This window comes from Agrobacterium sp. ST15.13.015, assembly GCF_027871645.1.
GTDB lineage: Bacteria > Pseudomonadota > Alphaproteobacteria > Rhizobiales > Rhizobiaceae > Agrobacterium > Agrobacterium leguminum.
In genome coordinates this window covers 392138-414545 of record NZ_JAQAHF010000003.1, presented here as the reverse complement: position 1 = coordinate 414545, position 22408 = coordinate 392138, and the positions used below count along the sequence as shown (strand labels likewise).

Here is a 22408-nt window from a genome sequence, read left to right as displayed (position 1 = left end):
CCTGCTCCTGCGATTGGCGCAGGCTGACCAGAAGACCGTGCCAAGCCCACTCGCCTTCGCCAGGCTGGTACGCGCAAACCTCATGCACCGGCGACGCACCGATCGGCTTCTAAACCCGCCACCAGACAAACCCAGAAACCAAAACCAGATGGCCTTCCAATGGCCGCAAATTTAAACCGGACAGTAGTGGGACAAGCCCAAGGATGACGAAAGCAAAGCTCTGACACTTTGCCAGCGGTCTGATGGCCGGATCAAATCCGGCCATGACTGTCGCCAGCGGCGATTTATTTCTTCTGGTCCAGCGCGTGACGGCCGAAGTCCGGTGCGTCGACATCCTGGCCCGCCTGCACGATGGAGCGGCGGATGGCGCGGGTGCGGGAAAACAGTTCGAACAGCTTGTCGCCCTCTCCCCAGCGGATCGCCCTTTGCAGGGACGCCAAGTCTTCGGAAAACCGCGCCAGCATCTCAAGGATCGCATCCTTGTTATGCAGGCAGACATCGCGCCACATGGTGGGATCGGAGGCGGCAAGACGGGTGAAGTCACGGAAACCGGAGGCGGAATATTTGATGACTTCCGATTCGGTCACCGTCTCCAGATCATCCGCCGTGCCGACGATATTGTAAGCGATGATATGCGGCAGATGCGACACGATCGCCAGAACCTTGTCGTGGTGTTCGGCATCCATCTCATCCACGCGGGAGCCGAGCGCCCGCCAGAAATCCTTCAGCCTTTCCAGAGCCTCCGCATCCGTGCCCGGCAGTGGCGTGAAGATGCACCAGCGGTCGCGGAAGAGACCGGCAAAACCGGCATCCGGGCCGGATTTTTCCGTACCCGCCAGCGGATGGCCGGGAATGAAATGCACATTGTCAGGCATATGCGGCGCCATCTGTGCGATGACCGAAGCCTTGGTGGAGCCGACATCGGTAACGATGGCGCCCGGCTTCAGATGTGGCGCGATCTGCTGCGCAACGCTCTCGGAAGCACCGACCGGCACCGAGACGATGACGAGATCGGCATCCTTTACCGCCTCCGCCGCCGAAACGGTGTAATCCGTGCCAAGCGCCAGTTCTTCCGCCCGTTTCAGCGTGTCTTCGCTGCGGGTGGAAATCGTCACATGGCGGGCAAGACCCAGCTCTTTGACATCGCGGGCAATCGACGAGCCAATCAGGCCGATGCCGATCAGCGCGATGCGTTCAAACATGATCTCAGCCATCACGCCTGCCCCATGAACTCGGTGAGGGCCGCGATGACGCCGAGATTGGCCTCCTCCGAACCGACGGTCATTCTCAGCGCATTCGGGAAACCGTAACCACGTACCGCACGCAGAATGTAACCGCGGCGGCTCAGGAACTCGTCCGCATCCGCCGCACGCTTGCCGTCCTGATCCGGGAAATGGATGAGGATGAAATTGGTGACCGATGGCGTGACGGTGAGGCCGAGGCCGGTAAAGGTCGTGACCAGCTTTTCCATCCACAGCGCGTTATGCGCCACCGCCTTCTCTACGAAGGCCTGATCGCGGATTGCCGCAGCACCCGCCGCGATGGCCGGCGCGCTCATGTTAAACGGGCCGCGCACGCGGTTCAATGCATCGATGACAGCGGCCGGACCATACATCCAGCCCACGCGCAAGGCAGCGAGGCCATAGACCTTCGAGAAGGTTCGCGTCATCACCACGTTGCGGTTGCCGGAAACCAGCTCCAGCCCGGCCTCATAGTCGTTCTTGCGCACATATTCGGCATAGGCCGCATCCAGCACCAGCACGACATGTTTCGGCAGGCCGGCCTGCAGGCGGCGGATTTCCGCGACGGGAACATAGGTGCCAGTGGGATTGCCCGGATTGGCGACGAAAACCATCTTGGTCTTCGGCGTCACGGCGGCGAGGATCGCATCCACATCCACCGCGCAATCCTTTTCCTTCACCGTCACCGGGGTCGCGCCCGCACCCATGATCTGGATCTTGTAAACGAGGAAACCGTGTTCGGTGATGATCGCCTCATCGCCCGCGCCCAGATAAACGTGGCAAAGCAGGCCGAGAAGCTCGTCCGAACCGTTGCCGCACATGATATTCGCGATGTTGAGACCGTGCACGTCGGCAATCGCCTGGCGCAGCGCGATCGCCTGACCGTCCGGATAGATTTCCAGATGGCTGGCAGCCGTGCCGAAAGCCTCTATCGCCTTCGGGCTGGGCCCAAGCGGTGTCTCATTGGAGGAGAGCTTATAAACCTTCGCGACGCCGTCCACATGTTCCTTGCCCGGAACATAAGCGGCGATATCCAGAATACCCGGACGCGGAACAGGTTGGCTAAGCTCTGCACTCATTTGATCGACCTTTGGAAAAGCGCCGGAGAACCCGGCAAAAGCAATGCCGGAGGCATTAGACCGGAATGGGCGCTTTGTCGAGGGTCAGCGCGGCTTTCCTTGGCCTGCGGCAGTGCGGGTGGTGGGCACCCCCTGCGGGGCCAGCACCGGCACAAAAACGCGACGCGAGGCGCGCTGGGTGACGGGCAATCCCTGATAGAGACGCTTCTGGGCTTCCACCACGATGACACCGGAAAAAAGCGGCCACAGTCGGCGGCCGGTATGTTCGAGATAGCGGCGGAATTTCAGTATCGGCCGGCTGGTGGTGGGCGGGAAGAACAGCGCCTCGGCGGTGGCGCCCGGCGTGAAATTGGTTTCGCGCAAAAGCGCCGTCAGCTGTCCGCGCGAATAGGGCCTTCCGGAACCGAAGGGCGTATGCTCCATGCGCGCCCAGACGCCGCGCCGGTTCGGCACCACGATCACCAGACGGCCGCCGGGCGCCAGCACCCGCCACAGTTCCTTCAGGCTTTCACGCGGATTTTCGGCAAATTCCAGCGCATGCACCATCAAGACCCGGTCTATCGACGCATCAGGCAGCGGCAATTCCTCATCGAAAACCAGCGCCGTGGAAGACAGTTCGCCCGCCGGCCAGTTCACCGCCCCCTGCCCCGCCGGCATGAAGGCGAAGGTGCGCTCCGTATCGCGACGAAACCGCTCCAGAAACGGCACGGCATAGCCGAGCCCGACCAGCCGCTCTTCCGGCAAAGGCGGCCATAGCGTCGAAAGCGCCATGGTGATCGCCTGCTCGGCCGAGCGGCCAAGCGGAGAGTGATAGAATTCGCGCAGATCGACGATATCGGTATTCATGGGCGAGAATGTAGCATCAGGCGGTTGGACTTCAAGGCGTCTGCCCTTACATAGAAGGTCAGGCGGGCGATGCGCCGGTTTTGGCCGGCAAATGGAGAGGATAAGATGAAACCTTTGGAAATAGACGTCTTTCTTTGCCGCAGCGACAATTTCGGGGTTCTCCTGCACGATCCCGAAAGCGGCGCGACAGCCACCATAGACGCCCCGGAAGAAGGACCTATCCTGCAGGCGCTCGACGGCCACGGCTGGAAGCTCACCCATATCTTCACCACCCACCACCATCAGGACCATGTGGAAGCCAATCTGGCCCTGAAAGACAAGTTCCGCTGCGAAATTCACGGCCCCTACGACGAGGCGGTTGCGATCCCCGGTCTCGACCGTTCGCAGGCCGATGGCGACGAATTCGAATTCGCCGGCCGCCGCGTACAGGTCATCGGCACGCCCGGCCATACGGCGGGACATATCTGTTATTATCTGCCCGATGACGGGCTGCTGTTTGCGGCCGATACGCTGTTTGCCATGGGCTGCGGCCGCCTGTTCGAACGTCCCGCGGCGGATATGTGGCATTCCTTCCAGAAACTCATGGCGCTGCCGGATGAGACCAAGGTTTATTTCGGCCATGAATATACGCTGACGAATGCCCGTTTCGCCCTCACCGTCGATCCGGAGAATGCTGTGCTGAGTGAGCGCGCGGCCCACATCGAGAAGGCGCGGCAGGCGAATGAATTCACCATTCCCACCACCATCGGGCTCGAAAAACAGACCAATCCTTATATGCGGGTGGCCGATGCCGGTATTCGCAAATATCTTGGCCTTGAAAGCGCCACCGATGCCGATGTTTTCGCGGAAATCCGCACACGCAAGGACAATTTCTGATGGGAACGGATATATCGGCGCAGGCGATCATTCGCGAACTGGGGCTGGAGCCGCATCCCGAGGGCGGTTTTTACCACCAGACGTTCCGCGACAAGGCGGGCGGTGAGCGCGGCCATTCGACGGCGATCTATTATCTTCTGGAAAAGGGCGACCGCTCGCACTGGCACCGGGTCACCGATGCGGTGGAGGTCTGGCACTATTATGCCGGCGCGCCCATCGCATTGCATCTTTCGCAGGACGGCCGGGAAGTGCAGACCTTCACGCTCGGCCCCGCCATTCTTGAAGGCGAGCGCCCGCAGGTCATCGTTCCCGCCAATTGCTGGCAATCGGCCGAAAGCCTCGGGGACTTCACGCTCGTCGGCTGCACCGTCTCGCCGGGCTTTGCCTTTTCGAGCTTCGTTATGGCAGAGCCCGGCTGGTCGCCGGGCGATGCGCCGTAATTGCCTCAGCCGCCGTATTTCGTGGCGGTGATGTAAACCTGCCCCACCCGGGTCGGAATGATGGCATAAACAGGCGCATAGACATCCATGTTGTTCGACTTGGCGAACCAGATCTCCATGGAGATGGATTTCAGATATTCGATATCCTTGCGCCCCTGCCTGTAACCCGACTTCGGCACATACCGCGCCTTGCAGACGATGGCGTCGCCATTAAAACCATTGGTCTTGAACGGCTTGGTGCCGCTGGAGCTCAAAACCAGATCGAGTCGCGATTCGCCGTCATAGATCGGCAGGCGAGTCGGGCAGATGCGGCCGCCCGCGGGAATGATGAGGCCGGAGATCGGATCGAGAACCGAGCGCAGGTCGCGGTCCTTCACATCCACCCAGTTGTCCGGCCGGGCTTTCGGCTCAGGCTTCACCGTCGTCGATGTGACATTGCCGTTGCGATAGACAACGTCATAGGTGCGCACCCGCTTGCCGTCCTTGTAGACCAGCGAATATTCGTTGGCCTGCAGCCGGTGGCCGCGCTTGGCGCCGGAAACGGTCGTCTTGCCGGAAATATCCTTGAGTACGCTGGCAAGGCCGGCGGCGCTGAAGGAACCGGAGATCGAATAATTCGGTCCGTCCATGCGAGTCGAGAAACTCGCTTTGGCAATCGGCAAAATGCCGAGATTGATGCTGTATTCGCTTGTGTGGCGCGCTTCGGCGGCGAGCGAGGGGGAGACGCCCGCTAACGCTATTGTCGCGGCCACGAAAATGCTTTTTCCTCTGGCAATCATTTCGATATCACCTTAAAAGAGGCGCGGAAGCGGCCTTATCGGGCGATCATATACGCTGACTTGTGGCAATAAAAAAGCGGATGCCGGTTGAAAACGCCGGAATTTCCTTTCATTTGATCGCGAGCGGCTTGACTGTTAAGTCTCGTCTGACTATAGAACCGCAACTTTCCAATCATGGCCAGTTGGATTGCCACCCCGGTTTTGCCGGTGGCGAGCCAGTGGTGAAACAGACGAAACGAAATAGGTGTACCCATGTCCCGTGTATGCGAATTGACCGGCAAGGGCGTCCAGACGGGCAACAACGTCAGCCACGCCAACAACAAGACCAAGCGCCGGTTCCTTCCGAACCTCTGCCAGGTCACGTTGATCTCCGATGCTCTCGGCCAGCGTTTCCGCCTGCGTGTTTCCGCAGCCGCTCTGCGCTCCGTTGAACACCGTGGCGGCCTCGATGCCTTCCTTCTGAAGTCCGGCGAAAACGAACTGAGCATGCGCGCTCGTCTCCTGCGCCGCCAGATCGCCAAGAAGACGGCCGAAGCTGCTTAATAGCGGTTTCGACATCATCTGAATTCAGAAGGCTTGAATGGCTTTGCCGCTCAAGCCTTTTGTTTGTTCCAGATTTTAGTTGCATCGGGTTTGCGAAAACCGTTTGAGACGTTTTCCTCCGATGCTTGGCTCCAACTGGTGGCATCACCCAGGATAAAAAAATGCCCTATCTGCGCTATACGCTCATCTATGTTCTGCTGATGACGCTCGTCGTCGTCGCTTCCAATATTCTGGTGCAATACCCGCTTTCCGGCTCGTTGTTCGGCGTCAATCTGGGCGACCTTCTGACCTGGGGCGCCTTCACCTATCCCATCGCCTTCCTCGTCACGGACCTGACCAACCGCCAGTTCGGCCCCTCCATCGCGCGCCGCGTCGTGCTTGCCGGCTTCGTCGTCGGGGTCACGCTGTCCTTCTGGACATCCATTCCGCGCATCGCCGTCGCTTCCGGCACCGCCTATCTGATTGGCCAGCTGCTGGATATTTCCGTTTTCAACCGCCTGCGCCGCCAGCGCTGGTGGCACGCGCCGCTTGCCGGCTCCATGCTGGGTTCGGTGCTGGATACGGCCCTATTCTTCTCCATCGCCTTTGCGGCAAGCTTCTCCTTCGTCGGCCCCAACGATGCCTTCGCCATCGAAAACGCTCCCATTCTCGGTGTCTTCGCCGTGGAAGCGCCCCGTTGGATTTCCTGGGCTCTGGGTGATCTCTCGGTGAAGGTTCTCGTCGGCCTCGTCATGCTCCTGCCCTACGGCGCTCTGATGAACACGCTGAAGCCGATGCCGGGCGCCGTCAAAACGGGCCGCGTTTGAGGCCAGGCAAGCGCGGATCAAATCGCGCTTGCAAGCCAGCCGTCAGCATTGCAGTCTGTCGTCCGTGGTACAGCGCGGAGGCAGGTCGACATGCAGATAAAGGACGTTATAGACATCGTGGAGGCCGCCAGCGCCACGCTTTCAGGCTCAACCTTCAACGACGTCAATCTATCCGGCACGGTCTTCGACAATGTCAATCTTTCCGGGGCGAGCTTCAACAATATCAATTTGTCGGGTGCGTCGTTCACGGATAACAACATGTCCGGCTGGTCGATCAATGACGTCAATTTTTCCGGTCTGAAACTGAGCAACTCAAATCTGTCCGGTGCACAGATAACGTCATGCCGGATGACCGGCATGAAGATCGACGGCATTCCCGTCGAGGACCTGATGGCAGCCTACAAGGCGGCACAGCAGCAGCAGGCCTGATTTTATTCCACCAGCTTGAATTCCAGCATCAGGTTGCGCTGGAGGAACGAGTGATTGTCATCGGAAACGATGATGAGGCGCGTCGAGCCGTCCGGCCCCTTTACCACATCCATGCCTTCCATATTGTCGATCTGGTAGGCCATGCCGGCTTCCATGAGAATTTCGCCATCCACCACAGCACCCGGCCGGATATCGGCCCCACGGATGCGACGGATGCGCATGCCCACGCCTTCGGCGAAATTGAAGCGGCGCTCAAGAAGCAGCAGGTCGCCATTGGGCAGGAATGCGCCGTCCGTCACGTCGAATGACGGATGATGCTTGACGGCAAATGTGCCCTTGCGCGGACCTTCCAATATGGCGGCGAGAAGATTGCCGTCCGTGTCGATACTTTTTTCGGCCACCACGACCAGAGCGCCGGCGAGCGGCGAATCGGCGGGCGATACCGCGAGAGCCTCCAGGCCGCCATTGTGGCGCAACTCGTTGCTGGGGATGAGATATGGCAGGCGGTCTAGCGGCTTTGCGGTGGCGAAGCCCGGATCGGGATAGATATCGATCCTGTGGCGCTGCTCGTAACTGACGAAAACCCTGCCGTCGCGCAGCGCCAGCCCTTCCGCATCCATCTCCATCTTGCGCGGCGGTTCGCGCCCGCTCATGTCCAACATGGGGGTGATGCGGACATCGGCAAGCCCCGACAAAGCACCGCGAGCGTCACGCAAGACCCTGCCGGTCAGCCAATGGCCGGTATCGAGCACCGCAACGAAATCCTCCCCATTGGGACGGAAACGGATGGAGGATATCGCCCCGAACAGCTTTTCCGGCGCGCTCATCACCATGCCACCGATAAATTCCAGCTTGCCGAAACGTTTTTCGCTGGTGCCGACCTCGAAAGAGGAAAGCAGGCGCACGCTTACCGGCACATCGATGGTGGAAGCGCCGATGGAAACCGGACACAACGATGCGGCCGCCAGAATGGCGGCCATCGCAAGCGTTTTGCAGGCGGAAGAAGCCCGGCCCCGCTTATCCCGCACGGCGAACCCTGCGGGACGAACCGGAAGCGCCGCTCGTATCCTCGAAGAGCGCCGCAAGCTGCTCGGTCATCGCGCCGGCCAGCTCGTCCGCATCCACGATGGTCACGGCGCGGCGATAATAGCGCGTCACGTCGTGACCGATACCGATTGCCAGCAGTTCCACCGGCGAGCGCGTTTCGATCTGCTCGATGACGGCGCGCAGGTGCCGCTCCAGATAGTTGCCCGGATTGACCGACAGCGTCGAATCGTCCACCGGCGCACCGTCGGAGATCATCATCATGATCTTGCGCTGCTCGGGGCGGCCGATCAAACGGTTATGCGCCCACATCAGCGCTTCGCCGTCGATATTTTCCTTAAGCAGGCCCTCGCGCATCATCAGGCCGAGATTGCGCCGCGCGCGCCGCCACGGAGCGTCCGCCGACTTGTAGATGATATGGCGCAGATCGTTGAGACGACCCGGCGACGCCGGCTTGCCATTGGCGAGCCATTGTTCGCGCGATTGCCCGCCCTTCCAGGCTTTGGTGGTGAAGCCCAGAATTTCCACCTTCACGCCCGAGCGCTCCAGCGTGCGCGCCAGAATATCGGCGCAGGTGGCAGCCACGGTAATGGGACGGCCGCGCATCGAACCGGAATTGTCGATGACCAGCGAAACCACGGTATCGCGGAACTTGGTGTCGCGCTCCTTCTTGAAGGAAAGCGGCTGCATCGGATCGATGATGAGCCTGACGAGCCGGGCCGGATCGAGATAGCCCTCTTCCAAATCGAAGTCCCAGGAACGGTTCTGCTGCGCCATCAGGCGGCGCTGCAGGCGGTTCGCTAAGCGCCCGACCGCGCCCTGAAGGTGAGCGAGCTGCTTGTCGAGGAAAGCGCGCAGACGGTCAAGCTCGGCCTCGTCGCACAGTTCCTCGGCGTGAATTTCCTCGTCGAATTCCTGGGTGAAGATGCGGTAATCGACCTTCTCGTTGAAATCGTCGAAGGGGCTGTTGGGGCGACGGGTCTCGCCGGGCGTTTCGGAATCCTCATCGAGATCGTCGGACATTTCCTCGTCCGACATCTCGGCGCCGTCCATCTCGCCTTCTTCCATCTCCTCCTGCGAGGCCTCGTTTTCATCGGCAGGCGTCGCGTCCGAGCCGGCCTCTTCCTCGACCTGCTCTTCTTCGGTCTCGTTGGTGCGCGGCTGGTCCTCGTTGGATTCCGCTTCCTGGCTTTCCGGCTCGTTATCCTCGTCGCCGAAATCTTCCGCCATCTGCATGGAGGTCAGCATCTTGCGCACCAGCCGCGAAAACGCCTTCTGATCGGTGATGACGCTGGAGAGATCCTTGAGGTCGCCGGCCGCCTTGTCCTCGATGAAATCGCGCCACAGATCGACAACCTTGCCGGCGCTTTCCGGCGGCTTCTCACCCGTCAGCTTCTCGCGCACCAAAAGCGCAACGGCTTCGGCAAGCGGCGCATCGTCCTTGTTGTTGATGCCGGCGAAATTGGCCTTGGCGTATTTTTCCGTGTTCATGGCATGGATGTTGGAAGCCATGCCCGGCATGCGCAGCGCGCCGATGGATTCCACGCGCGCCTGTTCGACAGCATCGAAGATCAGTCGCGCTTCAGCGCCCTGCGGCGACATCACGGCGTGGGTATCGGCATCATGGCAGGCAAGACGCAGCGCCATGGAATCACCGAGACCACGGGTAATCGCAATTTCCTGCGCAGTCGGCTTCTTGGAAATTTCCGGCAGGCGCATGCGCTCACCGGCAAGACCCGGCCGTTCATTGGCGAAAACGACCTCGACTTCGGCATCGCCGGCGACGGATCGCACGCATCCGGCAATCGCCTGACGCAACGGCTCCGTATCGACCGCCGTACCCGGTTTTGCTCTGGAATTGTCGCCGCGCCCTGCCATTGTCTTTCCTGTCATTTGTCGGCGCCTGCGGCACGCGATTGGAAGATCGCGCGCGCCACCGGCGTCTTCAAGTCATCGGTGATCTTCCCCGGACAAGCCGGGGACTATCAGGCGCTGAGAACGATGTTCGCAGCGCTTTCCTTCAGCTCGACGCCGAAAGCCCGCTGATATTGCTCGGCCACCAGCGTGCGCTCCAGCTCGTCACACTTGTTGAGGAAGGTTACACGGAAGGCAAAGGCGAGATCGCCGAAGATTTCCGCATTTTCCGCCCAGGTGATGACGGTACGCGGGCTCATGACCGTGGAAAGATCGCCATTGATGAAAGCCGAACGGGTGAGATCGGCCACGCGCACCATCTTGGAGACGGTTTCACGGCCCTTCGGATTGTCGAAGCTCTTCACCTTGGCGGCGATGATGTTCACTTCCTGCTCATGCGGCAGGTAGTTCAGCGTGGTGACGATGGACCAGCGGTCCATCTGCGCCTGGTTGATCTGCTGCGTGCCGTGGTAAAGGCCGGTCGTATCGCCAAGGCCGATGGTGTTGGCGGTTGCGAAAATGCGGAAGGCCGGGTGAGGACGGATGACGCGGCTCTGGTCGAGCAGGGTCAGGCGGCCGGAGGATTCCAGCACGCGCTGGATGACGAACATGACATCCGGGCGGCCGGCATCATATTCGTCGAAGACGAGCGCCACATTGTGCTGGTAGGCCCAGGGCAGAATGCCGTCCTTGAATTCGGTGACCTGCTTGCCGTCCTTCAGGACGATGGCGTCCTTGCCGACGAGGTCGATACGGCTGACATGGCTGTCGAGGTTGACGCGCACGCAGGGCCAGTTCAGGCGGGCGGCCACCTGCTCGATATGGGTGGATTTACCCGTGCCGTGGAAACCGGAGACCATGACACGTCGGTTGTGAGCAAAACCGGCAAGGATCGCAAGCGTCGTGTCGCGATCGAAAAGATAGTCGGGATCGAGGTCAGGCACATAGGCGTCGCCCTGGGAATAGGCGGGAACCCGCAGATCCGTATCAATGCCGAAAACCTCCCGCACGGACACCGTCGTGTCGGGCAGGTTGGAAATATCAAGGTCGATTTTGCTCATCACGTCTCCAAGGCGGGCGGCAGCCACCCGGCCACATCATCAATCAGGCGGTAAACACATAAGTTGGCTTAGCAGAAACCTGACTGCTTTAACAATTGATATGCTTGAACAACAGCCCGAAAACGCTCTTCCGAACCACGATCGCCACCATTAGCATCAGGATGGTGCTTTTTGACAAGCTCCTTGTAGCGCCTTTTTATGTCTTCCTGCTTCGCGGTGGAAGAAAGACCGAGCGTATCGAAGGCTTTTGCCTCCAGCGTCTTCAATTTTCGGTCCTGCTGCATGCGGGTGCCGCCTGCCCTTGCGCCGCCCGCAAAACCGCCGGCAAAGCCGAAAGGATCGCGGATACGGGCGTTCCCGCTCGCCGTGCCGGAACGCAGCGTGGAGTGCAGCGGGCTGTCGCGCGCCGTCTTGTTGACGCCCACCGTCCAGGTGGGGCGATGGCCGGTGATCGCTTCCTTCTGGTAACGGGCGATCTCGCTGTCGGACAGGCCGGAAAAATAATTATAGCCCTTGTTGTATTCCTTCACATGCTCAAAACAGAACAGGAAGAATTGCCCCTCGGCATTGCGGCCGACGGGTGCCCGGTGAATACCCGGCTTGTCGCATCCGTCCCACTGGCAGGTGGGGGCCTGAACCTCAGGTTCCCTCTCCCTTTTCCGGCGCGTGCGGATGCGATCGAAATATTTCGAATCCAGTTTCATGATGCCCTGATTATGGGGTGCGAAAAGCCGCACAACAAGAATTGACAAAGCGGAATGTTGCTGGCTTTTAGGTAGCCCCCTTCAAGACCAGCCAACGAGAATGGAGCCCGTCGCATGTCCCTGCGAGAACGCATAGAAACGAAGCTTCGGGAAAGCTTTTCACCGGAGCGCCTGAGGGTCGTCGATGAAAGCCGGATGCATGCCGGCCACCAGCCGGATATGACCGGCACGGGCGAGACGCATATGCGTGTTCAGATAGTGTCGGAAAGCTTTTCCGGCAAGTCTCGCGTCGAGCGCCACCGGGCGATCAACGCGCTTTTGAAGCCGGAACTCGATGCCGGCCTGCATGCGCTGGCGATAGAGGCGGCGGCGCCGGGGGAAGCGGTGCGGTTCTAGGCACGGCTTCCTTTGTCTCGCGGCCTTAACCCGGATGTTTTTCCGACAGGAAGGACTGCACCTCGGACGCCGCAACATCATCGGCCACGAAGGACTGGCCGATGCCGTGGGTGAGGATGAAGGTCAGCTTGCCGCCCTTGACCTTCTTGTCCTGCGCGATTGCCGCCATCAGCGTTTCCACCGGCGGCAACTCGCCGGGGATATCCTTCATCGTCGTTGGCAGGCCGACGGCCTTCAGATGCGCTTCGACGCGGGCGGCATCGTCCGGGCTTGCGAGGTTGAGGCGGGCGGAGAACTGGTGCGCCAGCACCATGCCGATGGCGACGCCTTCGCCATGCACCAGCCGCTTGCTGTCGTAATTGGTCGCCGCCTCCAGCGCATGGCCGAATGTATGGCCGAGGTTCAGAAGGGCGCGCACGCCGTTTTCTTTCTCGTCGGCCACCACCACATCGGCTTTCGCCTGGCAGCTCGTCGCAATCGCCTGAATGCGGGCGGGGCCGCCGGTGCGGATTTCATCCCAGTTCTTTTCCAGCCAGAAGAAGAAATCCGGCTTGTCGATCAGCCCGTACTTCACCACTTCGGCATAACCGGCGCGGAATTCCCGCGGGCTCAGCGTATCGAGCACGGCCGTATCCGCCAGCACCAGATCGGGCTGGTGGAACACGCCCACGAGGTTCTTGCCATGGCGGCTGTTGATGCCCGTCTTCCCGCCGACAGAGGAATCGACCTGCGCCAGAAGCGAGGTCGGTATCTGCACGAAGCGCACGCCACGGCGCACGATGCCGGCTGCGAAACCCGCGAGATCGCCGATCACGCCCCCACCAAGCGCGATCACCGCATCGTTACGCTCTACTCTTGCTGCCAGAACCGCATCGCAGACGGTGACCAGATGCTCGAAGCTCTTGGTCTTTTCGCCGGCAGGCAGAGTCAGCGAAACCGCCTCGATGCCATCCGTCTGCAGCCCGTCCATCAGGCCTTCGAGATAGAGCGGCGCGACATGTTCATCGGTTATGATAGCCGCGCGCCGGCCCTTCAGCCGCGCCGAAATTTCGCCGCCCGCACGGCCGATGAGGCCCGGTCCGATAAGAATGTCATACGCGCGCTCGCCGAGCGGCACATGCACGAGACGTTCATCGGCGTGGATTTCGGAAGGCGTCATGGGGATCAGTCTTTCTGTTCGATGCCGGCTATGGCGGCCAGCACTTCTGTCACGATGATTTCCTTGCGGACATCGCGGGATTCGATGGTCAGATCCGCTTCCGCATAGATCGGATAGCGCTTCTCCATCAGGGCCGCCAGCGTGGCTTTGGGGTTTTCGGTCTTGAGAAGCGGGCGGTGGTCGCGCTTGTTGACCCTCTCCCACAACACCTCGAGATCGGCCTTCAGCCACAATGAAATGCCGCCGCGCGTGATGTGCCGGCGGGTATTGTCGTTGATGAAGGCGCCGCCGCCGGTGGAGATGACCTTGGGGCCGCCGCGCAGCAGCCGCTTGATGACCCGCGTTTCCAGCGCCCGGAATTCTTCTTCGCCATAGGTAGCGAAAAGTTCCGATATCGTCATGCGCGAAACGCGCTCGATTTCGACATCCGTATCGATGAACGGAACCCTGAGCTGCTGGGCGACCATGCGGCCCACTGCCGACTTTCCAGCCCCCATCAGCCCGACGAAGACGATGTTGCGCCGTCCGAGCTTTGCCCGCGCTTGCTCCCCGAGTGTGGCCGGGACGGATAAATTCGTTTCATTCATAGATTTGAAAGCCCGTTTGGCATGGATATCTGCAAATGTTTACGAAGCGTCAAGCCAAATTGCTGACTGAATTGCGGTGAATCACAATCATCGCCGCATGCGGCATGGAGCGGAGCGGGCATTTTGATCTTGTCGCCGCTTTCGCCGCACCGCATATACGTTTCGACCGCCACCTTCACGGAGCCGCCATGCCCACCCTCTTCCGCTTCACGATGATACTGGCGACCATCGCGGGGCTGGTCTATGGCGGCATGGTGCTGCTCGTCATGGTCGTCAAACCGCGCGACCGCGAAGTGACGGTACGCATTCCTTCCGAGCGGCTGAACCCGTCGTCTGCCGAACCGGCAAGGCGCACCCCATGAGCGGACCGGCAGGAGGGCGCGACGGCGCGCGGCTGGAAAGTTTTCTGGAAATGATGAGCGCCGAACGCGGGGCTGCCGCCAACACGCTCTCTTCCTATGAGCGCGACCTTGCTGACCTGCGCGAGTTTCTCGGCCGTCGCGGCCAGACCCTGACGGAAGCGCAGACGCCCGACCTTTCCGCCTATCTGACCCATCTTTCCGCACAGGGTTTTGCCGCAACCTCACAGGCGCGACGTCTTTCCACCATGCGGCAATTCTATCGTTTTCTCTATTCGGAAGGACTGCGCGGCGACGACCCGACCGGCATCATCGATGCGCCGAGAAAAGGTCTCGCCTTACCGAAAACGATGAGCGTCGCCGATGTGAACCGGCTTCTTAGCCTTGCCGCGCAGGAAGCCGCCACATCCGGTCCTGGTCAGCTTGCCCGCATCCGCATGCATCTGCTGCTCGAACTGCTTTATGCCACCGGCATGCGTGTCAGTGAGCTTGTCTCGCTGCCGGTCAAGGTGCTGCGTCAGGAAGGCCGCTTCCTGATGATACGCGGCAAGGGCAACAAGGACCGCATGGTTCTTCTTTCCCGCGCCGCCATCGAGGCGATGGAAAAATACGAGGCTGCCAGAAAGGCGCTCGCATCGGAGAAAAGCAGGGCGGCCGCTTCGCAGAAAAAACCGGAGACACCGGAAAGCCCGTGGCTGTTCCCTTCGCGCAGCAAGGAAGGCCACCTGCCCCGCCAGGTCTTTGCCCGCGACCTCAAGGACATCGCCATCCGTGCGGGCCTGACCCCGTCTGCGATATCGCCGCATGTGCTGCGCCACGCCTTTGCCAGCCACCTTCTGCAGAACGGCGCGGATTTGCGCGCGGTGCAGGAACTGCTCGGCCATTCCGACATTTCCACGACACAAATCTATACACATGTGCTGGAAGAACGCTTGCAAGAGCTGGTACAAACACATCACCCCCTTGCCAAACAGGGCAAAAACCTTGATTAGAGCGACCGGAACCGCCGGATAATCCGGTCAAACCTTGCGCAAAACGATCGGAAACGGATCTCATGCACAATTATCTCGACTTCGAAAAACCTATCTCGGACCTTGAGGGCAAGATCATCGAGCTGAAGAAGCTTGCCGATGAAGACGAGAGCATAGACACCTCGGAGGAGATCAACCGTCTGGAATCGCGCGTCAACGACGCGATGCAGGACATCTATTCCAAGCTCAACGCCTGGCAGAAAACGCAGGTCGCGCGCCATCCGCAGCGTCCGCATTTCGTCGATTACGCCAAGGCGCTGTTCACCGATTTCACGCCGCTGGCCGGCGACCGCAAATTTGCCGAAGACGCCGCCATTCAGGCAGGCCTCGGCCGCTTCAACGGTCAGCCCGTCGCCATCATCGGCCAGGAAAAGGGCAACGACACCAAAAGCCGCCTGAAGCATAATTTCGGCAGCCCGCGCCCGGAAGGTTACCGCAAGGCAATCCGCGTGCTGGAACTGGCCGACCGTTTCTCGCTGCCGGTGATCACCCTCATCGATACCGCAGGCGCCTATCCCGGCGTCGGCGCGGAAGAACGCGGCCAGGCCGAAGCCATCGCCCGCTCGACGGAAATGTGCCTCAACGTGAAGGTGCCGATCGTCTCCGTCGTCATCGGCGAAGGCGGCTCGGGCGGCGCAATCGCGATAGCCACCGGCAACCGCGTCTACATGCTCGAACACGCCATCTACTCGGTGATCTCGCCGGAAGGCGCCGCTTCCATCCTCTGGCGCGATTCGACCCGCGCCAAGGAAGCCGCGACCAACATGAAGATCACCTCGGAAGATCTGAAATCGCTCGGCGTCATCGACGGAATCATTCCGGAGCCGATCGGCGGCGCGCACCGTGCTCCGGAAACCGTGATCGGTGCGACCGGCGATGTCATCGCCAAGGCGCTGACCGATCTCTCCCAGCGTTCCGGCACACAGCTGCGCGCTGAACGCCGCCAGAAGTTCCTGGATATCGGCCGGAACCTCTAGAGCATTTCCAGTAAAAGTGCGCAGCGGTTTTACGTCCGGAAAATGCGTCAAAAGAAGGAGTCAGATTGTTTTGGCGGTTCGAAGAAAAGCCGAAACAATCTGACTCGGGTCTTATTTTCCTTGAATATCGCCCCAACTCGGCCATAGTCCGGTCACATCAAAAGATGTATCGGCGGCCGCGGGGCGGGTCCGATTTGAGTTAAGAAGATGTAAACGGTTAATACCGTATTTAAAATACACACGGGACGGTGTAGAACTGCCGCCGCTTCGTGCCATCGTCTTTCGGATCAGATCATGCGTTTGACACATTTTGCACTTCTTGCCTGCACCGCGCTCGTTCTTGCCGGCTGCAACGATACGCTCGAAACCGTTGAACGCGACGTCTCCCACGTCAAGAACAAGGTCGATTACCCGCTGTCTCCGGCCATTCTGGCCGAGATCGACAAAAGGGGCATGGACCGCACCTCGCCGATCATGATCCGCATCTTCAAGGAAGAAGGTGCCTTGGAAATCTGGAAAGCCAGGCGCGACAACCGTTTCGAGAAGATTGCCAGCTACGAGATTTGCGCATGGTCCGGCAAACTCGGCCCGAAGGTGAAGGAAGGCGACCGGCAGGCGCCGGAAGGTTTCTACAACCTGACGCCCGCGCATCTCAATCCGAACTCGAAATATTATCTCGCCATCAATACCGGTTTCCCGAACCGCTACGATGCCGCCAATGGCCGCAACGGCACCAATCTGATGATCCATGGCGCCTGCTCGTCCTCCGGCTGTTATTCGATGACGGATGCGCAGATTCTTGAAATTTACGGTTTTGCCCGTGACGCCTTCAAGGGCGGCCAGAAGACCGTGCAGCTGCAGGCCTTCCCGTTCCGCATGACAGCGGAAAACATGGCCCGCCACCGCCAGAGCGAACATCTCGAATTCTGGAAGATGCTGAAGGTCGGTTACGACAATTTCGAAGTGACAAAGCGCCCGCCGGAAGTGAATGTCTGCGAGAAGAAATATGTCTTCAACCAGCAGACGGAAGGCGGCAGCTTCAACGCGTCTGCCCAATGCCCGGCCATGAGCACACCGCCGGCGCTCGTCAGCGCGCTCTCGAGCTACGAGAAGACCTACGATCTCGCCTATGAAAAGGCGATGAAGAAATATGACGGCATGGCCTGGTACGACCCGAGCGAAGCCGAGCGCAAGGCGCTGGTCGCCGAAAAGCGCAAGGGCCGCGAGCCCGCCTATGCCCCGACCGGCTCGGCGCTGAAGGCCGGCAAGCTGATGAAGGAAACGGAATATGCCGCGCTGATGGAGAAAAAGGCGCAGCAGGTGACCACCTCCTCTCCGGCCACGACCGCAACCGCTTCTTCCCTGCGCGGCCCACGGCCTTCGGCTGTCCAGCCCGCCACGGCACCGCAATCGAACCCGGCCCCAGCGGCACCGACGATGGTTGCCTCGGCTACCCCCGCAGCGGCTGGCCAGACCGGAGCTGCTGCACAGAGCATCCCGGTTCCGGCCATGAACCCGCTTGCCTATTCCGCAGCACCCGCACCCGAAGCGCCGGAAAAGAAGCCGTTCTGGAAGTTCTGGGCCAAGGAATGAGCGACACGGCCGAGATCGTTTATGATTTGAGGGGGCTTAAATGCCCCCTTCCGGTTTTGAGAAGCCGCAAGAAACTCGCAACCCTGAAGGCGGGAGATGTTCTGACCGTCGAGACGACCGATCCGCTGGCGGTGATCGATATTACGCATATGTGCAATGAGGATGGGCATAGGCTGGTGGAAACCACTGCGCTGGATAAGGGGCATCGGTTTCGCATTGTGAAGGGGTCGTAGTATACGACGTTTCAACGTCCTCAGCCGTGGTTACCCCCCTCTGTCCTGCCGGACATCTCCCCCTCAAGGGGGGAGATCGACAAGCGGCTTGCTCCGCACATCTTTATCGATGCAGCAGCCCGAAGTGCAGAGCTTGTGAGAAAACGAGCGGTCGCCGCAACTGATCTCCCCCCTTGAGGGGGAGATGTCCGGCAGGACAGAGGGGGGTGAACCACACCCACCGACCTGGACCATCACGACACGCCCTAAAACCGCAACCCCGAAACCGCCAGCGGATTATCCGTCATCGCCTGCCTGTCCGGCCGGTCGATGCCCGGTGCGCTTGTGAAGGCCGCGAACAGGTCCTGCACGAAAGCCTCAGGCAAATCCTTCGTAATCAGCACCATGCGGGTTCGCTGATCAGCCGGGTCCGGCCACGCCGCGAGGCGCTCCGGCGTGTGGAAAATAGTCTGCACCCCATGTAACACCAGCGGCCGGGCCGGATTATCCGACAACTTGACGATGGCCTTCATGCGCAGGAGCTTTTCACCATGTGCCGAGCGCAGCAGATCAACGAACATGTCGATCGCCATCGGGCTGACTGGCTGATCGTGAATGATCGAGAAGGAACGGATAGACGCATCGTGCCGGTTCACATCGTGATGATGGTGGTGGTCGTCGTGATCGCCATGATGGTGGTCATGACCGTGATCATGATCGTGGTGATCGTGTACCGTCTCTTCGCCCAGCCAGCGGCCGACATCGGCATTCTTGCTGCCGGCATCGTAAAGGCCGTTGTCGAGAAGCCCCGCAGCGCTCCACTCGGTTTTGTCGCCATCCTCGATGGTCGCGCGCGGATTGAGCGCTTGTAGACGGGCTGTCAGCGCGGAAATCGTGGCAGCATCCGCAAGCGTGCGCTTGGTCATCACCAGACGGTCAGCCACGGCGGCCTGTTTCACCGCCTCCTGATGATTGTCGAGCGTGGAAAGGCCGTTGACGGCATCCACCACCGTAATCATGCCGTTCAGCACGAAATTCTGCGCGATGACCGGGTTGCCCATGACCGACTGCATGACGGGGGCGGGATCGGCAAGGCCCGTGGTCTCGATCACCACCCGTTTTACCGGCTTCAGCTTGCCTGTCTGGATGCCGTCCATCAGTTCCGCCAGCGTATCCACCAGCTCGCCGCGCACCGTGCAGCACAGGCAGCCCTCCGCCAGCTCGATGATGCCCTCACCAGCACTTTCGACCAGCATGTGATCGATGCTGACATCGCCGAATTCATTGATGATGATCGCCGCATCGCTCATCGCCGGATCCTTGAGAAGCCGGTTGAGCAATGTCGATTTTCCGGCGCCGAGAAATCCGGTGATGATGGAAACCGGGATGCGATCGCGAGACATGACTTGCCTGTATGTTGATGGCCGCTCCGGCCGATCACTGGACGACACGAAACCCGGAGCCGCTTGCAGCTAAAAGAAATCGCCCGCGCCTGGAAGCTGCGAGCGACACCGTAATATCATAACATCATCGACCTGCGAATACACAAACCGCATTGCAACCGCGAGGCTCACCCTCGAGGCAGTTACCGATCATCAGAATGTCGGGCGCGGGATCGGGATCGGCACGTTGGCGAGTTCGCCCTTGCCAGCTCCCTTGGTGGCATTCACCGCCACCGTCTCGCTGCCCGGAATGAGACCGGCGAAGGAATATTCCGGCGGGCGGGTCATTTCCTGCACATAAGGCGAATGGATGACCATGCGGCCAGCCTCGTCGCGGCTTTCGCTGCGCACCTTGGCGGCCTTCGGGTTGCAGATTTCGGCGCTGATATCGTTCACATCGCCGGTATCGCCATAGGGCGCCAGCGCGGCGAGCGAAACGCCTTGGCCCGAAGGCGCCGTCAGCCCCATCTGCAACAGATCGGCCGATTGATCGGTGCGTCCGGCAAGGCTGTCCGCGCCCAGCACAACCGTGATGACCGAGCGGCCATTACGCACGGCCGACGACACCTGGTTGAAGCCGGAGGCACAGATGAAGCCGGTCTTCATGCCATCCGCGCCATCGAAACGGCCGACCAGCATGTTGAAATTGGCGTAGTTCTTCTTGCCGGTGCTGACGCCTTCCAGCGAGAAATAATGGGCATATTCCGGAAACTCGCGCTTGATGATCAGCGCCAGCAGCGCCAGATCCCGGGCGGTCGTATATTGTCCCTTGCCGGGCAGGCCATTGGCGTTGATGTAACGGGTGGAACTCATGCCCAGCCGCTGCGCCTGCGCATTCATCTGCGCCACGAAATTATCGCTGGTGCCGCCGATGGTCTCGGCAATCGCCACGGCGATGTCATTGGCGGATTTGATGAGCAGCAGCTTCAAGGCGCTGTCCATCGTCAGCTTCTGGCCGGGCTTGAAATACATTTTCGAGGCCGGCTGATCGGCGGCCTTCTTGCTCATCACCACTTCCGTCTGCGGGCTGATCTTGCCGGCCTTCATCTGCGAAAAGGCGATATAGGCGGTCATCAGCTTGGTGAGCGAAGCGGGATACCACTTGCGGAAGGCTTCCTGATGGGAAATCACCTTGCCGGTTTTGACATCGACCACCATTTTCGGATTGGCATTTGCCACGGGTGCTGCGGCAACGAGGCCTGCGGTCATGATGGCAACGGCTGCGGAAAGCCGTCTGGCGGCGTTTGGCGATTTAAAAGTCTGTGGCAAGGCTTGTCCTCGAATTCCCGTCTTCGGTCGGGGAATGGCAATATTCACCATATATGTCCTAGCAATGGCAAAGTACATTGATTACGTCAATTATGCGGCGCACTATCCACCACGGAGGATAGGATTTTACGACACGCCGCACCTATGAACCCAGGAATGAACGAATGCCGATTTTGAACAGAGCCGCCGAACTCCAGCAGGAAGTCAGCGAATGGCGGCGTCACCTGCATGAAAATCCCGAGATTTTATATGATGTCGACAACACCGCGGCCTTCGTTGCGGAGAAGCTGAAATCTTTCGGCGTTGACGAAATCGTGACCGGTCTCGGCCGCACGGGTGTGGTCGGGATCATCAGGGGCAATCTTCCGGGCAATCGCACCATCGGCTTTCGCGCGGATATGGACGCTCTCCCAATTTTTGAGGAAACCGGCAAGCCCTGGGCCTCCAAAACCGCGGGCGCCATGCATGCCTGCGGCCATGACGGCCACACGGCCATGCTGCTTGGCGCGGCCAAATATCTTACCGAGACCCGTAACTTCGCCGGCTCCATCGCCGTCATCTTCCAGCCGGCGGAAGAAGGGGGTGCCGGCGCGCTTGCCATGGTCGAGGACGGCCTGATGGAGCGTTTCGGCATTAACGAGGTCTATGGCATGCACAACATGCCGGGCATTCCGCTTGGCGCCTTCGCCATCCGCAAGGGCGGCATTATGGCTGCACCGGACAAGTTCTCCATCACCGTCAAGGGCCGTGGCGGCCACGCGGCACAGCCGCACCGCACCGTCGATCCGATCACCATCGGCGCGCAGATCGTCGGCAACCTGCAGATGATCGCCTCACGCAATGCCGACCCCATCCGCTCGGTGGTCGTCTCCGTCACCCGCTTTCAGGCCGGTTCCAGCCACAACATCATCCCCAACGAGGCATTGATCGCCGGCACGGTGCGCAGCCTCGATGAAACTGTGCGCGATCTGGCGCAGGATCGCATCAAGCAGATGGCGGAAGGTATTGCCCTTGCCAACGGCGCGGAAGCGGAAGTCGTCTATGAGCGTTATTGCCCGGTGACCTTCAACCACGCCGCCGAGACCGACCACGCCATCCATGTGGCGCGAGATGTGGCAGGCGAACCGAATGTCGACCCCGATGTCGATCCTTCCATGGCGGGAGAGGATTTCTCCTTCATGCTGAAGGAACGACCGGGATGCTTCATCTTCATCGGCAACGGCGATTCGGCCGGACTTCACAATCCCGGTTATGATTTCAACGACGAGGCCATCGCTTACGGCATTTCCTACTGGGTGAAACTGGCCGAACAGCGCCTGACGAGCTGATTGCCGACTGACGCGAAGAAAGCCGAGGAAGAGATCGACCGCGATGAAGAACGCGGTTGATCCGCAGGCATGGTCAGGTTAAAGAGCAATTCAGTGTCCACGTAGCTCAGCAGGATAGAGCACAGGATTCCTAAGACAAATTGGGGGTTGCGCCCGGAAACGACGCAATCGATCTGCTCAAAGTCGGGGAAAGCTTCGCTGGTCTTCCAGCATGCCAATCCCGAGCCAAGCTCCGGAGAAATCCGGTGAAGGTGTAGAGACTGGATGGGCAGCACCTAAAGGCCGCAAGGCCC

The 22408-nt window shown here is 60.2% G+C and carries 24 protein-coding genes and 1 pseudogene; 13 read left to right on the top strand and 12 right to left on the bottom strand.

Translation table 11 applies throughout. The features are described 5' to 3' along the window. Positions 1-175, top strand: a pseudogene (locus PIB16_RS07205) (IS4 family transposase); the annotation flags it as partial. Between the two features lie 109 nt (positions 176-284). Here PIB16_RS07205 and PIB16_RS07200 read toward each other — a convergent pair. The 3 genes from PIB16_RS07200 to PIB16_RS07190 form a co-directional block, all read right to left on the bottom strand. Further along, positions 285-1214 (bottom strand): prephenate/arogenate dehydrogenase family protein, encoded by a 930-nt coding sequence (locus PIB16_RS07200; protein WP_078051968.1) that lies wholly within the window; start codon positions 1212-1214, stop codon positions 285-287. Next, on the bottom strand, positions 1214-2320 hold the full coding sequence (hisC, locus tag PIB16_RS07195) for a histidinol-phosphate transaminase (RefSeq protein WP_020808958.1): 1107 nt from the start codon (positions 2318-2320) through the stop codon (positions 1214-1216). The genes PIB16_RS07200 and hisC overlap by 1 nt, the downstream gene beginning before the upstream one ends. Positions 2321-2404: 84 nt before the next feature. Continuing rightward, positions 2405-3166, bottom strand: a complete 762-nt coding sequence (locus PIB16_RS07190; protein WP_078051970.1) for a class I SAM-dependent methyltransferase — start codon at positions 3164-3166, stop codon at positions 2405-2407. A 105-nt stretch (positions 3167-3271) separates the two neighbouring features. Between PIB16_RS07190 and gloB the strand changes: the two genes are divergently transcribed. Then, on the top strand, positions 3272-4042 hold the full coding sequence (gloB, locus tag PIB16_RS07185; RefSeq protein WP_065656770.1) for a hydroxyacylglutathione hydrolase: 771 nt from the start codon (positions 3272-3274) through the stop codon (positions 4040-4042). Next, the gene (locus PIB16_RS07180; protein ID WP_162691912.1) at positions 4042-4482 is read left to right on the top strand and encodes a cupin domain-containing protein; all 441 of its coding nucleotides are present in this window, start codon (positions 4042-4044) and stop codon (positions 4480-4482) included. Before gloB ends, PIB16_RS07180 begins: the two co-directional genes overlap by 1 nt. 5 nt (positions 4483-4487) lie before the next feature. On the opposite strand, the gene PIB16_RS07175 is transcribed toward PIB16_RS07180, so the two are convergent. Beyond that, positions 4488-5261: a DUF3108 domain-containing protein gene (locus PIB16_RS07175; RefSeq protein WP_271045300.1), complete on the bottom strand. Its 774-nt coding sequence runs from the start codon at positions 5259-5261 to the stop codon at positions 4488-4490. A gap of 252 nt (positions 5262-5513) precedes the next feature. Between PIB16_RS07175 and rpmB the strand changes: the two genes are divergently transcribed. The 3 genes from rpmB to PIB16_RS07160 all read left to right on the top strand — a co-directional run bounded on the left by rpmB (position 5514) and on the right by PIB16_RS07160 (position 7039). Beyond that, positions 5514-5804, top strand: a complete 291-nt coding sequence (rpmB, locus tag PIB16_RS07170) for a 50S ribosomal protein L28 (RefSeq protein ID WP_003509888.1) — start codon at positions 5514-5516, stop codon at positions 5802-5804. Between the two features lie 161 nt (positions 5805-5965). Next, positions 5966-6610, top strand: a complete 645-nt coding sequence (locus PIB16_RS07165; protein ID WP_125144925.1) for a queuosine precursor transporter — start codon at positions 5966-5968, stop codon at positions 6608-6610. Positions 6611-6700: 90 nt separating this feature from the next. After that, positions 6701-7039, top strand: coding sequence for a pentapeptide repeat-containing protein (locus PIB16_RS07160; protein WP_125144926.1), 339 nt, complete (start codon positions 6701-6703; stop codon positions 7037-7039). A gap of 2 nt (positions 7040-7041) precedes the next feature. On the opposite strand, the gene PIB16_RS07155 is transcribed toward PIB16_RS07160, so the two are convergent. From PIB16_RS07155 to PIB16_RS07140, 4 genes are all read right to left on the bottom strand, one after another. Continuing rightward, positions 7042-8019, bottom strand: coding sequence for an esterase-like activity of phytase family protein (locus tag PIB16_RS07155; protein ID WP_174039999.1), 978 nt, complete (start codon positions 8017-8019; stop codon positions 7042-7044). Positions 8020-8056: 37 nt separating this feature from the next. Then, positions 8057-9961, bottom strand: a complete 1905-nt coding sequence (cobT, locus tag PIB16_RS07150) for a cobaltochelatase subunit CobT (RefSeq protein WP_127755896.1) — start codon at positions 9959-9961, stop codon at positions 8057-8059. Positions 9962-10068: 107 nt separating this feature from the next. After that, positions 10069-11058, bottom strand: coding sequence for a cobaltochelatase subunit CobS (cobS, locus tag PIB16_RS07145; RefSeq protein ID WP_004445672.1), 990 nt, complete (start codon positions 11056-11058; stop codon positions 10069-10071). Positions 11059-11126: 68 nt separating this feature from the next. Beyond that, a complete protein-coding gene (locus tag PIB16_RS07140) occupies positions 11127-11762 on the bottom strand; it encodes a J domain-containing protein (RefSeq protein WP_059755848.1) in 636 nt (211 codons plus the stop codon). Positions 11763-11876: 114 nt separating this feature from the next. Between PIB16_RS07140 and PIB16_RS07135 the strand changes: the two genes are divergently transcribed. Next, positions 11877-12158, top strand: coding sequence for a BolA family protein (locus tag PIB16_RS07135; protein WP_003523290.1), 282 nt, complete (start codon positions 11877-11879; stop codon positions 12156-12158). Positions 12159-12183: 25 nt separating this feature from the next. Here PIB16_RS07135 and aroB read toward each other — a convergent pair whose 3' ends face one another. Both aroB and PIB16_RS07125 read right to left on the bottom strand, forming a co-directional pair. After that, complete coding sequence (gene aroB, locus PIB16_RS07130) at positions 12184-13317, bottom strand: 3-dehydroquinate synthase (protein WP_078051976.1); 1134 nt, start codon at positions 13315-13317, stop codon at positions 12184-12186. 5 nt (positions 13318-13322) lie between these two features. After that, positions 13323-13904 (bottom strand): shikimate kinase, encoded by a 582-nt coding sequence (locus PIB16_RS07125; RefSeq protein ID WP_035262338.1) that lies wholly within the window; start codon positions 13902-13904, stop codon positions 13323-13325. 188 nt (positions 13905-14092) lie between these two features. Here PIB16_RS07125 and PIB16_RS07120 point away from each other — a divergent pair, with 188 nt between their 5' ends. The 5 genes from PIB16_RS07120 (at position 14093) to PIB16_RS07100 (ending at position 18097) form a co-directional block, all read left to right on the top strand. Continuing rightward, positions 14093-14266 carry a histidine kinase gene (locus PIB16_RS07120; RefSeq protein ID WP_271045299.1) on the top strand — a complete coding sequence of 58 codons (174 nt, stop codon included), beginning with the start codon at positions 14093-14095 and terminating at the stop codon, positions 14264-14266. Further along, positions 14263-15255, top strand: coding sequence for a site-specific tyrosine recombinase XerD (xerD, locus tag PIB16_RS07115; protein WP_271045298.1), 993 nt, complete (start codon positions 14263-14265; stop codon positions 15253-15255). The genes PIB16_RS07120 and xerD overlap by 4 nt, the downstream gene beginning before the upstream one ends. Before the next feature lie 62 nt (positions 15256-15317). Continuing rightward, positions 15318-16271 (top strand): acetyl-CoA carboxylase carboxyltransferase subunit alpha, encoded by a 954-nt coding sequence (locus PIB16_RS07110; protein ID WP_078051979.1) that lies wholly within the window; start codon positions 15318-15320, stop codon positions 16269-16271. A gap of 294 nt (positions 16272-16565) precedes the next feature. Next, positions 16566-17864 (top strand): L,D-transpeptidase family protein, encoded by a 1299-nt coding sequence (locus PIB16_RS07105; protein ID WP_149742964.1) that lies wholly within the window; start codon positions 16566-16568, stop codon positions 17862-17864. Continuing rightward, positions 17861-18097, top strand: coding sequence for a sulfurtransferase TusA family protein (locus PIB16_RS07100; RefSeq protein WP_142846587.1), 237 nt, complete (start codon positions 17861-17863; stop codon positions 18095-18097). Before PIB16_RS07105 ends, PIB16_RS07100 begins: the two co-directional genes overlap by 4 nt. Before the next feature lie 245 nt (positions 18098-18342). On the opposite strand, the gene PIB16_RS07095 is transcribed toward PIB16_RS07100, so the two are convergent. Continuing rightward, entirely contained in the window at positions 18343-19479 is a 1137-nt protein-coding gene (locus PIB16_RS07095; RefSeq protein WP_271045297.1) for a CobW family GTP-binding protein, read from the bottom strand. A gap of 192 nt (positions 19480-19671) precedes the next feature. Next, positions 19672-20727 (bottom strand): D-alanyl-D-alanine carboxypeptidase family protein, encoded by a 1056-nt coding sequence (locus tag PIB16_RS07090; protein ID WP_161988025.1) that lies wholly within the window; start codon positions 20725-20727, stop codon positions 19672-19674. A gap of 224 nt (positions 20728-20951) precedes the next feature. On the opposite strand from PIB16_RS07090, the gene PIB16_RS07085 reads away from it, so the two are divergent. After that, positions 20952-22115, top strand: a complete 1164-nt coding sequence (locus PIB16_RS07085) for a M20 aminoacylase family protein (RefSeq protein ID WP_271045296.1) — start codon at positions 20952-20954, stop codon at positions 22113-22115. Positions 22116-22408 lie beyond the last annotated feature (293 nt).